Origin of the sequence: Streptomyces sp. NBC_00178 (assembly GCF_036206005.1) — a bacterium.
GTDB lineage: Bacteria > Actinomycetota > Actinomycetes > Streptomycetales > Streptomycetaceae > Streptomyces.
This window is the reverse complement of the sequence record NZ_CP108143.1, coordinates 6,489,605-6,503,404: the sequence shown is the minus strand read 5'-3', so window position 1 is coordinate 6,503,404 and position 13,800 is coordinate 6,489,605. Positions and strand designations below refer to the sequence as shown.

General features: G+C 72.8%; 11 protein-coding genes. 6 read left to right on the top strand and 5 right to left on the bottom strand.

Annotation, left to right across the window (positions count from 1 at the left end):
- Positions 1 to 408 precede the first annotated feature (408 nt).
- From OHT61_RS28410 to OHT61_RS28395, 4 genes are read left to right on the top strand one after another with little or no spacing between them, the layout of a single operon-like run.
- Positions 409 to 1,698 (top strand): ATP-grasp domain-containing protein, encoded by a 1,290-nt coding sequence (locus tag OHT61_RS28410; RefSeq protein WP_329042129.1) that lies wholly within the window; start codon positions 409 to 411, stop codon positions 1,696 to 1,698.
- Positions 1,695 to 2,858, top strand: coding sequence for a GNAT family N-acetyltransferase (locus OHT61_RS28405; protein WP_329042128.1), 1,164 nt, complete (start codon positions 1,695 to 1,697; stop codon positions 2,856 to 2,858). The genes OHT61_RS28410 and OHT61_RS28405 overlap by 4 nt, the downstream gene beginning before the upstream one ends.
- Positions 2,855 to 4,561 carry an ABC transporter substrate-binding protein gene (locus tag OHT61_RS28400; protein ID WP_329042127.1) on the top strand — a complete coding sequence of 569 codons (1,707 nt, stop codon included), beginning with the start codon at positions 2,855 to 2,857 and terminating at the stop codon, positions 4,559 to 4,561. The genes OHT61_RS28405 and OHT61_RS28400 overlap by 4 nt, the downstream gene beginning before the upstream one ends.
- Positions 4,558 to 5,589, top strand: a complete 1,032-nt coding sequence (locus OHT61_RS28395; RefSeq protein ID WP_329042126.1) for a GNAT family N-acetyltransferase — start codon at positions 4,558 to 4,560, stop codon at positions 5,587 to 5,589. The genes OHT61_RS28400 and OHT61_RS28395 overlap by 4 nt, the downstream gene beginning before the upstream one ends.
- On the opposite strand, the gene OHT61_RS28390 is transcribed toward OHT61_RS28395, so the two are convergent.
- Genes OHT61_RS28390 through OHT61_RS28375 form a run of 4 tightly spaced genes read right to left on the bottom strand, consistent with a single transcriptional unit; the run spans position 5,541 to position 9,308 of the window.
- The gene (locus tag OHT61_RS28390) at positions 5,541 to 6,530 is read right to left on the bottom strand and encodes an EamA family transporter (protein WP_329042124.1); all 990 of its coding nucleotides are present in this window, start codon (positions 6,528 to 6,530) and stop codon (positions 5,541 to 5,543) included. The genes OHT61_RS28395 and OHT61_RS28390 overlap by 49 nt on opposite strands.
- Positions 6,527 to 7,834: a serine hydrolase gene (locus OHT61_RS28385; RefSeq protein WP_329042123.1), complete on the bottom strand. Its 1,308-nt coding sequence runs from the start codon at positions 7,832 to 7,834 to the stop codon at positions 6,527 to 6,529. The genes OHT61_RS28390 and OHT61_RS28385 overlap by 4 nt, the downstream gene beginning before the upstream one ends.
- A 32-nt stretch (positions 7,835 to 7,866) precedes the next feature.
- Entirely contained in the window at positions 7,867 to 8,079 is a 213-nt protein-coding gene (locus OHT61_RS28380; RefSeq protein WP_329042122.1) for a ferredoxin, read from the bottom strand.
- Positions 8,076 to 9,308, bottom strand: a complete 1,233-nt coding sequence (locus OHT61_RS28375) for a cytochrome P450 (RefSeq protein WP_329042120.1) — start codon at positions 9,306 to 9,308, stop codon at positions 8,076 to 8,078. Before OHT61_RS28375 ends, OHT61_RS28380 begins: the two co-directional genes overlap by 4 nt.
- A 243-nt stretch (positions 9,309 to 9,551) precedes the next feature.
- Here OHT61_RS28375 and OHT61_RS28370 point away from each other — a divergent pair, with 243 nt between their 5' ends.
- Both OHT61_RS28370 and OHT61_RS28365 read left to right on the top strand, forming a co-directional pair.
- The gene (locus tag OHT61_RS28370; RefSeq protein ID WP_329042118.1) at positions 9,552 to 10,295 is read left to right on the top strand and encodes an SDR family oxidoreductase; all 744 of its coding nucleotides are present in this window, start codon (positions 9,552 to 9,554) and stop codon (positions 10,293 to 10,295) included.
- A gap of 210 nt (positions 10,296 to 10,505) precedes the next feature.
- Positions 10,506 to 11,978, top strand: a complete 1,473-nt coding sequence (locus tag OHT61_RS28365) for a LysR family transcriptional regulator (RefSeq protein ID WP_329042117.1) — start codon at positions 10,506 to 10,508, stop codon at positions 11,976 to 11,978.
- Positions 11,979 to 12,022: 44 nt separating this feature from the next.
- Here the strand turns inward: OHT61_RS28365 and OHT61_RS28360 are convergent, their stop codons facing one another.
- Complete coding sequence (locus OHT61_RS28360) at positions 12,023 to 13,684, bottom strand: ABC transporter substrate-binding protein (RefSeq protein WP_329042116.1); 1,662 nt, start codon at positions 13,682 to 13,684, stop codon at positions 12,023 to 12,025.
- Between the last annotated feature and the right edge of the window lie 116 nt (positions 13,685 to 13,800).

The following is a 13,800-nucleotide window of genomic DNA, read 5'->3' as shown; positions in this document are numbered from 1 at the left end:
CACCAAGGGAGGCGGTACCGGACCTGTCCGGTACCGCCTCCCTTCTCGTACGGGCGGTCCACGGCACGGCGGGCGGTCGCGGTGCGCCGTGCCGGCAGCCTCGACGCGGGACTGGCACGCGGGTCTGGCACGCGGGTCTGGCACGCGGGTCTGGCACGCGGGTCTGGCAGTCGGTGGTCAGCAGTCGAGTCTGCCCGGTGTCACGGCGCGGGCGCGGCAGGTGGTCGGCGCGGTGCTCCGCCGGCGGCCCCGGCTCTCCCGCGCCGGCCCCGGACCTCCTATGCGCCTCGCCCGCCGCCTATGCGTCCTGCCGCCCGGGGCATGGCACGGCCGGCCCGGGGACGGTTCAACTGATCCCCGAGAACCCGGAACCGGTCGATTGCACATCACCCACACGGGAGGCGTCCGATGACAACACCTCTGGCCGACTACGCGAGGTTCGCCGGGAAGCGGATCGCGATCGTCGAGCACATGCAGAACCACCCCTTCGTCCTCGGTCTGAAGCAGGCGCAGGAACACGGCCTCGAAGTGTGGCTGCTGACGGGTGACCGGTCCTGGTACACCCACGGGCACGACTGGGACACCCACCCGCTGGCCATCGTGGACCGGGTGATCGACGTCGACACCACGGACCTCGACGCGGTGCTCGCCGTCGTCACGGGGGACGACGGTGCGCCCCTGGTGGACGGCGTCACGTCGTTCTCCGACTACCACACCGAACTCGCCGCCCTGGCCGCCCGGCGTCTCGGGCTGCCCGGTCCCGATCCCGCCGCGGTGCGCACGGCGAACATCAAGGACCACCTGCGGATCGCGCTCGGCGACCAGCCCTTCAACATCCCCCACGTACTGGTCGGCCACCGGAGCCAGCTCGACGAGGCCGCCCGCCGTCTCGGCTTCCCGATGATCGCCAAACCCCCGGCGGAGGCCATCAGTTACGGGGTCCGCCGGGTCGACGACATGACGGGCCTGGTCGAGGCGTGGGAGGAGCTCTCCGCCGTCCGGCACAGCCTGCGCGGCCAGCCGCGCAGCGGTGACGTGCTGCTGGAGCAGTACGTCGAGGGGGTGGAGGTCAGCGTCGAGACGATGACCGTGGACGGGCACACCCATGTCTTCGGTGTGACGTCCAAGGACCTCTTCGGCGACCCCGCCTACATCGAGTGCGGGCACACCTTCCCGGTGCCGCTGTCCGACGAGGAGCGCGACGAGCTGTACCACGTGGTCCGCACGACCCTGGAGATGATCGGGTACCGGCACGGCCCCTGCCACACCGAGGTGCGGCGCACGGAGTCGGGCTGGCGGATCATCGAGGCCAACCCCCGTACCCCGTCGAGCTGCATGACGATGCTGGTCACCGACGTCACCGGCCGCAGCCCGATCCTGGACGCCTGGCTGCTCACCATCGGGGTCACCCCGCCGATCGAGCCGGTCGTCCACAACGGTGGCGCGGCCGTGCGCATGATCTACCCGGCACGGCGCGGGACGCTGGCCCGCATCGACGGGCTGGAGGCGGCCGAGGCCGTGGAGAACGTGCAGGTGCTGCTGCACGTCGAGAAGGGTGACCACCTGCTCCAGCGCATGGACAACTCCTCGTGCGTGGGCTTCACGTACTGCAACGGGCCGGACCGGGTGGCCGCCCAGGAGCTCGCGGACAAGGCCGCCGCCCTGCTGGACTTCGTCGTCGAGGAAGACCTCCGGTGAGCCCGTATACCGAAGGCCCGGACGGTGTGCGGGCGGTCGAGGGCGCAGCCGGGCTGGAAGCGGCGGGCTGGGACTCGCTGCTGGGGGCGGAGGACTTCTTCCAGACCCCCCGGTGGCTCACCGTGCAGGAGCACAACTCCGGTACGGCGATGGACTTCCTGGTGCGCGAGCGGGGCGGCGTCCCGGTCGCCGGGCTGGTGACCGCCTGGGCCGACACCTCCGTGGCCTGGCTGCTCGCCCGGCCGGACGCGATGCTGAAGCGCGCCCTGGAGCAGGACGTTCCCGAGGCGGCCGCCGTGCTCCGCGAGGTCGCGGGGGGCGATCCGGACAGCCTGCTGCCCTCCCTGGTCTGCGGTGGGCGGCACCTGGGCCGCACCCGTACCCTCGCCTCCGCCGACGCCACCGCGGACGACCTCGCCGCCCTGGTGGGCAGGGCCGAGGCGATGGCGGCCGACCGCGGAGCGGTCACGGTCTGCTTCCCGCACGTGGACGTGCGCGACACGTCGCTCGTCGCGCTGTTGGAGAGCCGCGGCTACCACCACCATCCCTCGGACCACTACGCCTGGCTGGACATCCCTCCGGGCGGCTTCGAGCAGTTCGTCGAGGAGATGAGCGCCCACCGGCGCCGCCGGGTGCGTCTGGAACGCCGGGCGCTGGCCGAGGCGGGCGTCGAGGTGAACGTCGAACCGCTGACCCAGGAGCTCTGCCCGCGCCTCGGGCAGCTCGACGCCAACCTCCTGCGCAAGTACGGGAATCCGGCGAGCGACGAGGGCTCGGCGCGGATGATCGGCCGGATCGCCGAGATCATGGGCGACGACGTCCTGGTCTCGGTGGCCCGGCAGCGGGGCGCCGTCATCGGTTTCGGCATGGTGCTTCGGTCGCGGGCCCGTGGCGAGGAGCAGTGGTACGGCCACCGCGCCGGCTTCGACTACGAGGCCCAGGGCAAGCTGCCCCTCTACTACGACGTCCTGTACTACGAGGTGCTGGACGCCGCCGCCAAGGAAGGCGCCACCGTCCTGCACGCCGGGATCGGCAGCGTCAAGGCCAAGCTGGCCCGGGGCTGCCGGGTCAGCGAGCAGCGTTCGTACCTGCTGCCGCTGCGCCGTACGGAGGACACCGCGGGCACGCACGCCGAGGACCGGGAGAGGACGCCACGATGAGTTCCGCCACCGGCTCCCAGGAGGGCGGCGGCTGGAACGCCGCCGTCGGAGCGTGTGTCAACCCGTCGGACCGGCGCGGGGGCACCCTGCGGCTGGTCTCCTCCGCCGACGTCGACTCCCTCGACCCCGCGCGGACCTACTACGTCTGGGTGTGGCTGCTGCAACGGCTGCTGAACCGGACCCTGATGGCCTATCCCACCGATCCGGGGCCGGCCGGACTGGTGCCCGTACCCGACCTCGCCGAGGCACCGGGCGTGGCGAGCGACGGCAACCGGACCTGGACCTACCGGCTCCGTGAGGGCATCCGCTTCGACGACGGCACCCCGGTGACGTCGGCGGACGTACGGTACGCCGTGCAGCGCATCTTCGCGCAGGACGTGCTGCCCGGCGGCCCCACCTACCTGGTTCCGCTGCTGGACGACCCGGACCGCCCGTACGCCGGGCCCTACCGGGACGGCGGTGAGGACGGCCTGCCCGCCGTGCTCACCCCCGACGCACGCACGATCGTGTTCCGGCTGCGCACCCCGTTCTCCGACTTCGACCACCTGATGGCGCAGCCGTGCGTCTCCCCCGTGCCCCGGAAGGCGGACACGGGTGCGCGCTACGGCGACGACCCGCGCTGCACCGGCCCGTACCGGGTCGCCGAGCACGCCCCGGGCAGCAGGCTCCTGCTGGAACGCAACCCTTACTGGGACCGGGCGACCGACCCGGTGCGGCCGGCGCTCCCGGACCTGGTGGACGTCACCATCGGGCTCGGCCTCGACGACATGGACGAGCGCCTGACGGCCGGGGAGTTCGACATCAACCTGGAGGGGCGCGGCCTCCAGCACGCCGCCCAGGCACGCCTGGCGGACGATCCGGTGCTGCGCTCGCGCACGGACAACCCGAAGACGAGCTTCCTGCACTTCGTCTCGCTCCAGCCGCACATCCCACCGTTCGACAACGTGCACGTGCGGCGGGCCGTGCACTACGCGGCCGACAAGATCCTGCTCCAGGAGGCCCGCGGCGGACCGGTCACCGGAGGCGACCTGACCACCGCGCTGTTCCCCCCGAAGCTGCCCGCCCACCAGCCGCTCGACCGGTACCCGACCGGTCCCGGTCTGCGCGGCGACCTCGACGCGGCCCGCGCGGAGCTGGCCGCCGCCGGGCTCCCCGACGGTTTCGACGCCGTCATCGGCACCCAGCGCGGCAAGTTCCGGCTGGTCGCCGACGCGGTCGTCGAGTCCCTCGCCCGGGTCGGCATCCGGCTGACCGTCAAGGAACTTGACGTCGCGACCTACTTCAGCCAGGGCGCGGGCTCGCCGGAGACGATCCGCGAGCACGGGCTCGGTCTCATCGTCACCGACTGGGGCGCCGACTTCCCCACCGAGTACGGTTTCCTGGCCCCGCTGGTGGACGGCCGGCTGATCCGCCCCGGCGGCGGCAACTGGAACATCGCCGAGCTCGACGACCCGAAGGTCAACGAGCTGATCGACACGGGGCTGCACACCGCCGACCCGGCTGCCCGTGCCGAACTGTGGCGTGAGGTGGAGCGCCGGGTCATGGACCACGCGGTCATCCTGCCGCTGGTGCACGACAAGACCCTGCACTACCGGGGCCCCCGCACCACGAATGTGTACGTCCACCCCGCCTTCGGCCTGTACGACATCCAGGCCATGGGCGTGACCGATACCCGCACCGACCGGGAGAACGACACCGTATGAACTACGCAGCAGCGGACCTCCGCTTCGTCCCGCTGGACGCCGGAGACCCGGCCACGTCGGACGCCTGGCTCCGGCTCACCACGGACAGCGCCGAGGACGTCCCGCTGTCCGCCGCCCCGCCCTGTGCGGCGGACCTGACCGGATCGGTGCGCTTCGCACCGCCGGACACCGTGCTGGCAGGCGAGGTCGCCTTCCTGGACGGGCAGGCGGTCGGCGCGCTCCGGCTCGTGCTTCCCGACGGGGCGCCCGTCGCCGTCGTCGACCAGTTGCTGACCGCGCCGAAGGAGCGCCGCCAGGGAATCGGGACGGCCCTCTTCCGGCGGGCCGGCGCGCTTGCCGGGCAGCACGGCCGCACCCTGCTCGTCGGCGATGTGGTCGAGGCGCTGCCGGGAGGGCCCGTACGCCACGAGGGGCCCGCCGCGTTCGCGGCCTCGCTGGGCGCCACCCGGTCCGAGGGCCCCGAGGGCGTCCACCAGTGGCTCGACCTGGACCGGCACGACCCGTCGTCCGGCGGCATCCCCGAAGTCCCGGCCGGCTACCGGCTCCAGCGGTGGGGAACCGTCACGCCCGACGGGTTCGCGATCGCCGTGTCCGAGCTCGGCCAGTCACTGGGCGAGAGCCTGCCGGAGACCTGGGGCGAGGGTCCCGAGGCTGTCCGCACGAGCCATGTGCGCCGCTACGAGCGGATGCGGGTGGGCCGTGGGAGGCGCGCGTACCACGTGGGCGCCGTCCACGAGGAGTCCGGTGAACTCGCGGGTTTCACCAGCGCGTCCAAGACGACCGGGAACCCGCGGCACCTGCTTCAGGGCATGACCGTGGTGGCCAGGGGGCACCGCGGTCACGGCCTGGGGCTGCTGCTCAAACTCGCGAACCTCGCCCACGTCCGCGAGTACGAGCCCAGGGTGCGGCTGATCGAGACGGCCAACGCCGACGACAACCACCCGATGATCGCCCTCAACCGGGCGATGGGCTTCGTCCCTCAGGAGCGCCTGGTCTCCTGGGAGGCGCCGGTCGTTCCGGCCGGCTGACCGCCCGGCGGCCGTCCCCCGCCCCCTCCGGGGAGGCGTGGGGCGGCCGCCGTGCCGTCGCGGTCCCGCAGGAAGCGGGGCAGCCAGCCCGTGCCGAGCAGCACCCCGGCGACCACGGCCACCCCGCCGGCGACGGCCCATCCGGTGGGCCGCTCGTGCAGCGCCAGCCAGGCGCCGGCCATGCCGACCACCGGCACGAGCATCGAGAACGGCGCGACCACACCCGCCGGATAGCGCTTGAGCAGCGCCGTCCAGATCCCGGAGCCCACGACGCTGCCGAGCACCGCGATGTAGACGAGTGCGACCAGGCCCGGCCAGCCCTCGGGGCCGAAGGACGACCCCAGGGCGCGCCACCCGGTGGCGGGGCCCTCCATCACCGCGGACAGCGCGAGCAGCGGAAGGGGCGGGACCACCGCCATCCACAGGGCGAAGCGCAGCGGGTACTCCGGCCTCGCCTGCCGGCTGGCCAGGTTGCCGACGGCCCAGCCGAGCGCGGCGAGCACGGTCAGCACCAGGGGAAGCAGCGGCGCCGTGCGCGCCCGGTCCACCGCGATCACGGCCATGCCCAGCACCGCCAGTCCGATGCCGGCCAGCTGCCGCCCGGAGACGCGCTCGCGCAGCAGCAGGGCCCCGAGCAGCACGGTGAACGGTGCCGAGGCCTGCACCACGACGGACGCAAGCCCCGAGGGCATGCCCTGCTCGATGGCGAGGAAGAGCAGCCCGAACTGGGCCACGCCGAAGCCGAGTCCGTATCCGAGGAGCCAGCGCAGCCGTACCCCGGGGCGGGGTACGAAGAGGACCACCGGGACCGCGAGCACCAGGTAGCGCAGCGCCGCCAGGAAGAACGGCGGGAAGTGGTCGAGGCCGACCCGCACCGCGAGGAAGTTCAGCCCCCAGAGCACGGCCACCAGGACGGCCAGCGAACGGTCCCGGGCGGTCACCGGGAGGTACCGCCGAGCAGGCCGGATTCGATGACGCGGGCGCCCATGCCCCTCAGGAACTGTCCGTCGCCGATGAGCTTCTGGTCGTCGGCGCACTGCTGGAGCACCAGCGTGCGGCGTACGCCGTCGGGGTCCTCCAGCAGCCAGCAGAACATCATGACGCCGGGGCACGACCCGCCCTTGAACACCACGCGCGGCCAGCGGGCGGAGTCGACGGGAACCCCGGGATACGCCGTCAGGATGTCGTCGACGACGCCGCTCGTGTCCCGTGCCGCGTCGTCGGTCAGGGCGCCGAGCACCCGTGACACGTCCCAGGCGCTCATGTGCCAGTCCAGGCCCTGCTGGTGCACGGTGGGTCCGAGGTCCGACCCGCGCACGGTCATCGGGCCGGCGATCCGCTCGAGGAGCCGGCGGCGGCCCTCCTCGTCCGCGGCGGCCCACCCGGCCCGCAGCTCCGGGTCGCCCCAGCCGATCTCGAAGACCTCATGGCTCGTCAGGAACGGCCGCAGCAGCGACGGATCGGCGTGCCCGCCCTCCACCACGGCACGCTCCACCGCGTCCCGGCCCAGCAGGTCCTGGATGAGGTCGGCGGCCGTGTTGTCGCTCATCGCGATCATCTTGTAGGCGGTCTCGCGGACCCCGACCCGGGTGCCGTCCGGGAGCTCCTGCATGTCCCCGGTGGGCAGGCTCCGCAGGGCCGGGGTGACCGTCACCCGGTCGTCCCACCGCACGGAGCCCGCGGCGACCGCCTGTGCCAGCGCGCGCATGAGGTAGAGCTTGTACGACGAGCCGTTGGGCATCGGCCGGTCTGCGTCCTTGGCGTAGAGCGTCCTGGTGACGCCGTCCTCCTCGCGGGTCACCAGGGCCGACCAGGTCACTCCGGGCTGCTCCAGCGCCCGCTCCAGGTCCTCCCAGGCGCGGACCTCGGGTGTGACGACCTCGGGCCCGAGGTGCAGAACGCGTATCAGCCCGGTGGAGTCGAGGGTCAGCGACAGGGTCGAGCGGACTCCCCCCGGTCCCTCCAGGGTGACCCACGACTTGTGCGCCACCGGCTGGTAGTCGGTGACGGTGAACGGGCCGAGGCCCCGCCACTGTCCGACCGTCGCGGCGAAGCCCTGCGGGTGCCGGGCGAGGAAGACGGGCACGAAGGCTCCGGACAGGTCCTCGTCCCGGGGCGCCGCGGGGGCGGTGAGCAGTTCCACCGCCCAGTGGGTGCGGCGCCCGAGCGGGGTGGTGTCCCCGTCGAGCGCGGCCTGCGCGTCCGGGCGGACGGAGGCGTCGGAACCGGGCTGATCGATCATCATCGCTCCTCGACGGCCGTTGCCGACCGGTGGTGTCAGTCCTCGGTGACAGTGATGGCCGTGCAGGGGCAGAGCTCGGCGCACAGCCGGACCGTCTCGTGCAGTTCGGGCGGTGGTTCGGCCATGAGCAGGATCACCGTGCCGGTGTCCGGGTCCTGGTCGAAGACCCGCGGTTCGGTCGCCGCGCACCGGCCCATCGCGCAGCAGGCGTCCGTGTCCACGGCCACGGTCAGCCGGCCGGCGCTCACCAGGTCACCGGCAGTGCGGCGAGTCCGTAGCTGGACACCTCGTGCCGGAAGTCCAGTTCGCCGAAGGGCACGGCCAGCCGGGCGCCGGGCATCCAGCGCAGTACACCGGCGAGCATCTCCTCCAGTTCGACCTTGGCCAGCCACTGGCCGAGGCACTGGTGGATACCGTGGCCGAAGGCCAGGTGGCGGCGGGCGTCCCGGCCGGGGTCCAGGGCGTCGGGGTCGGGGAAGACCGACTCGTCGCGGTTTCCGGCCGAGAGCGACACGACCACGCCCTCGCCGGCCCGGATCGTCACGTCGCCGAGTTCCACGTCCTCCAGCGCGGCGCGGGCGAGCCCGTTCTGCACGATGGAGTGGTAGCGCAGCAGTTCCTCGACGGCCTTCGGCAGGAGTTCCGGGTCCTTGGCGAGGGCGTCGGCCAGGCCCTGGTCGGTGACCAGGCTCAGCAGGCTGAGGCTGGCCTGACTGGTCGTCGTGCCGTGGCCCGCCACCAGCAGCAGCCGGCACATCGGGACCATCTCCTCGACGGTCAGCGTGCCCTTGCGGACCTGGTCGACGACGAGCCGGCTGAGCAGGTCGTCGCCGGGCTCGGGGGTCCGCATGCGCTCCTCGACCACCTCGCGCAGCAGGCCGTCCAGTTCGTCGCGCGCGGCGGCGACCTGCTCGGGCCGGTAGCCGCGGTCGATGAGGATGCCGGCGCGGTTCTCGATCAGTTCGCGCTGCTCGTCGGAGACCCCGAAGAGCAGGGCGATCACCCGGGAGGGGACGGGGATGGTCAGCCCGCGCACGAGGTCGACCGGGCGTTCGCCCTCGACCAGGGCGCCGAGCATCCCGTCCAGGTGCTCCCGCAGGACGGGCCGCATCGCCTCCGCCCTGCCGTGCAGGAACTCGCGGGTGAGCATGGACCGCAGACGTGAGTGGTCGGGGTCGTCCATGCGGATGAAGGAGGCGGTGTGGGGCTTGTCCCGGACGAGGACGGACGTGGTCGTCATCATCGGGAAGCCGGGCGCGCTGGTCACCGCGGTGAACCTGCGGTCGGCGAGCACCGCGCGGACGTGGGGGTGCGCCGTGACCAGCCACACCTGGCTTCCGTCCCACATCGTGATGCGGCTGGCGGCCGGACCGGACCTCAGCAGGGCGAGCGGTGGCGGCGGATCGATCGGGGAGACGCGCTCCATCGGGTAGGACGGTGCGGCCGTCACCTTCGGGGATGCTGCGTCCTGCGTCATGGGTCCCACCTATCGCTGCACGGGCATGCCGACGTGAAGTAGCGGCCCCATCCTCACCGCCCGCCGCCCGGCCTCCCCTTCGGGGGACCCGACCCGCATAACAAGCCACGAACGCACATAACAACGGCCGCCGAAGGCCGTTCACCGTGCGTACACCCGGCTGGTACGGTCGGCGCGCCGTACCGTCGGACGCTTTTCGGCCGGATTCCCGGTCCGGCCCAACACCCCGAGAACGAGGACCACATGAGTTCATCGCTACAGGGACACGTCGCGCTCGTCACAGGAGCGGGATCAGGAATCGGCCGTGCCACCGCACGCGCCCTTGCGGGGGCCGGGGCCTCGGTCGCCGTCGCCGGACGGCGCCTCGACCGCCTCGAGGAACTGCGCACCGAACTGGAGGCGAAGGGCGCCACCGTCCTGGTCCTCGGACTGGACGTCACCGACGAACAGGCCGTGGCCGCGGCCGTGCGCACCACCGTCGACACGCTCGGCCGGCTCGACATCCTGGTGAACAACGCGGGGCTGATGCTGCTGGGGCCTGTGGAGGACGCCGACACCACGGACTGGACCCGGATGATGGACACCAACGTGATGGGCCTGATGTACACGACCCACGCCGCCCTGCCCGAACTGATCAGGAACCAGGGCACGATCGTCCAGATCTCGTCCATCGCCGCCCGGGTGGTGGGACGGGGCAGCGCCGTCTACAACGCCACGAAGTTCGCCGTGAACGGGTTCAGCGAGGGGCTGCGGCAGGAGGTGACCGAACGCGGGGTGCGGGTGGTGGTCATCGAGCCGGGCACGGTGGAGACCGAGCTGCGGGAACACATCACGCACGCGCCGTCCAAGGCGGCGATCACCGAACGCGTCGCGAAGATCAGGCAGTTGCAGAGCGAGGACATCGCCGAGGCGGTGTTGTACGCCGTCACCGCTCCCCCGCACGCCACGGTCAACGAGATCTTCATCCGCCCCACCGACCAGGCCTGAGGCCCGTCCCGACGGCGGGCACCGCACTGCGCGGTGCCCGCCTTCGTGCTGTCCGGGGCCGTCCGGGCCGCTCGGGGACCGCTCGGGGACCGCTCGGGGACCGCTAGGGGGTGAGAGGAGCGAGCGAAGAGAACGCCTGCCTAACGTGAGCCGCATCAGGCCGTCACAGGTGAAGAAGAGGCGTCATCCATAACCGTAAGGAAGCCGTCCGTGCCTTCTGCGATACACGTGCCCTCCGTCCCCGACCGGCTGACGCGTCTGCCCCTGTCGCGTCCGGATCTGCGGCTGCTGGACGCGATCGGACAGTGCGGTGACCTGGCCGAAGCCGCTCGCAGAGCGGGGCTGAGACCTCCGGCCGCGCAGCGCCGGCTGGACCGGCTGGACCACGCGACGGGGCTGACGCTGACGCTGCGCGACGCGCGTACCGCCCGGCTCAGCCCGGACGGCGCGCGGGTGCTCGTCGCCGGACGGCGGTTCTTCCGCCAGGTCGACCAGGCCGTGCAGACGGACATCTACGGGCGGGGCGCGGAGGCGCTGAACGCCCCCCGCATCCTGAACATCGCCACCGCCGAACCGCTGATGGAGGACCTGGTCGAGGACGCGGCCGACTCCCTCGGCATCCTCCTGTCGGTCAGCCACGACACGCCGGGGCAGGTGCTCCGGCAGCTCGACGGGTACCGGGTGGACGCCGCGCACACCTGGGGGCTCAGCGCCCTCTCGCACGGCGTGGAGCGGACCGTGCGGACGTACGAGGTCCTGGACGACCCCCTGTGGGTGACGCTGCCCCTGGGCCATCCGCTGGCCGGCCGCGACGCGCTCTCCCTCGCCGATCTCCGCGACGAGAACTGGGTGTCGGAGGCCGGGCCGGAGTCGGAGGTGCTGGTGAGCGGGGTCTACCGGTCGGCGGGCCTCACGCCGCCCGCCCGCATCCAGGTCACCGGCGCGTCGGTCGCGCGGGGGATGCTGCGGCGCGGCGACGCGGTCGGCCTGGGCTCCCCGGCCTGCCCGGCGGTGTTCGCGCCCTCCCTGGTGCGCCGCTCGCTGGTGGAGCGGCCGAGGCGGGCCGCGGGGCTGCTCGTCGATCCAGCCGTCGTCCCCGGGTCGCTGGCACAGCAGTTGGCGGCGCTGCTCACGGCCCGCTGCCTCAGCAGGTTCACCGCGCAGCACGGGGACATGCTGCGCGATCCGTGGTGGGCCGACTGGCTGCGCGGACAGCGTGCGGCACTGGAGCGGCGCACGGATGCGGCCGCCAGCGGTCTCCAGGCCCCGCCGGCCCTGCCCGACGAGTCGGTCCGGATCGACGTGGAGGACCTTCATCTGCTGCGCGCGGTCGCCGACAACGGCAGCATCAACCGCGCCGCGGCCGTCCTCTCGATCAGCCAGTCGGCCCTGACCCGGCGCATTCACCGCCTCGAACTCCGTCTCGGAGCAAGGCTGTTGGTGCGCAGTTCTCGCGGGACCGACCTGACGGCGCCGACGCGTCAGTTCCTGGCGGGGCTGGCCGGATTCGAGGCCGAGCTACGGGCGGTGGGCGCGCTCCCGGCGGACACGCCGCCGGCCGCCGAACCGTCCGGCAGTGCGCAGCGCCGGACGCACCGGACTCCCCGGGGCGGTGCGGTGCGCCCGGGACGGGCCGCGGCCGACCGCGGGGCGGTGCGGCCCGCGGTCGCCGGCCGGGGCTGAGGCCGCGGTGCGGCCGACGGGTCCGCCGGCCGCACCGCGCGGGGTCAGCGTGCTCCCAGCGCCACGTAGTCGTACATCCCGAAGGACCCCGTGACGAACACGTTGCGGGCGTCGGGGTGGCGGTAGAGCAGGGAGCGCGGGTAGAGGTAGGGCACGATCACGGCGTGGTCCATGGTCAGCCGGTCGATGCGGTGCCAGATCGCCGCGCGCTCCTCCGGGTCGGCGCTGACGGCCCCCTGGTCGAGCAGGCCGTTGATCTCCGGGTCGTCCAGCTCGCCCATGTTCTGGTTGCCGCGCTCCTTGATGGCGCGGCCGTCGACGATCTGCTGGAAGAAGCCGTAGCCGTCGGGGAAGTCCGCCCCCCAGCCGAACATGATGATCCCGATGCCGTGCTCGCGCAGGTACTCGGGGCTGCCGCCGTACCGGTCGAAGTAGTCGCCGGACGGGAAGTCCAGCACCTCGGCCTCGATGCCGACGCGGGCCAGTCCCGCCGCCAGCGCCTCGGCCGCCCGGTACTCCTTGAGGCGGTCCTTGCGCGCCGCGATCTTCGTGCGGAACCCGTCCGGCATGCCGGCGAGGGCCAGTTCGGCGCGGGCCGCGTCGAGGTCCCCGGTGCTGTCCTCACCGACGGGGTAGCGGTCGAACGGCTGGTAGCCGTCGATGGTCGGCGGCAGGATCGTGGTGGCGATGTCCCCGCCCACGGACCCGCCGTACGCCTCCTGCATGGCCGCCTTGTCCGTGGCGAACTGCACGGCGCGGCGGCAGTGCACGTTGTCGAACGGCGTGATCCGGCTGGAGAGGCAGTAGATCCAGGTGAAGCCGGTCAGCGGGTTGTCCGCGTTGGCGCGGAGTCCGGGGTCGGCCAGGATGCGCTCCTGGGCCGCGGGCTGCACGCCGAAGCCCGCGAGGTCGATGTGCGCCTGGCCGGAGAGCAGCATGAGGTCCACCTCGTGCGGGTCCTTGCCCAGGTGCACCTCGATGCGTTCGGCGCGCTGCCGGCGCACGGGGTCGGTCTCCGGGTCCCAGTGCGGGTTGCGCTCGAGGACCACGAGCTTGCCGCGCTCGTAGGACTCCACGCGGTACGGACCGGTCGCGACGGGGCCGAGCCGGTAGCCGATGCCGGTGTCGCGGTCCCTCGGAACGGGTGTGGTGCTCGGCATGGTGGCGAGCAGGTCCATGCCGGCGAAGGGCTCGTTCAGCTTCAGGACCAGGGTGCGGTCGTCGGGCGTCTCCACGGTGACCGGGCCGTCCACCTCCGGTTCGCGCCACGGGCCGCCGTAGTCGGTGCCGAGGAGGTGGCGGAAGTACGTGGGGCCGACGCCCAGCACGTCCGTGCCGTAGTTGCTCCTGGCGATCGCGTACTTGACGTCCGCGGCGACGACCGGGGTGCCGTCCTCGTAACGCAGGCCGGGTCGCAGCCGGTAGGTCCAGGTCCGGCCGCCGTCCGAGCTCTCGCCCAGCGACTCGGCGAGGTCGGGAACCAGCCGCTGGCCGTCCTTGCCGGGCGCCGTGTCGAAGGTGACCAGGGTCCGGCCTATCAGGCGGAGGAAGTTCCAGGTGTAGGCGTAGTAGGTATTGCCGGGATCGAGCGAGTCGAAGTCGTCGGTACGCACCAGGCGGAGGGTCCCGCCCGGCTTGTCGGTGGGGGCGAACACGCCGTCGACGGCGGCGTCGAAGCCGGTGCTGCCCGACTGTTCGGTCTCCATGTCCCAGCCCTTCTCGCGGTGATTTCCGCGCCATTCTGCGGCGGTGCGGGGCTCCGGTGCGCCGCGGGCGGGCACGGGCGCATAGCCGACCGCGGGTCGGTATAGCGGGAGAGAGG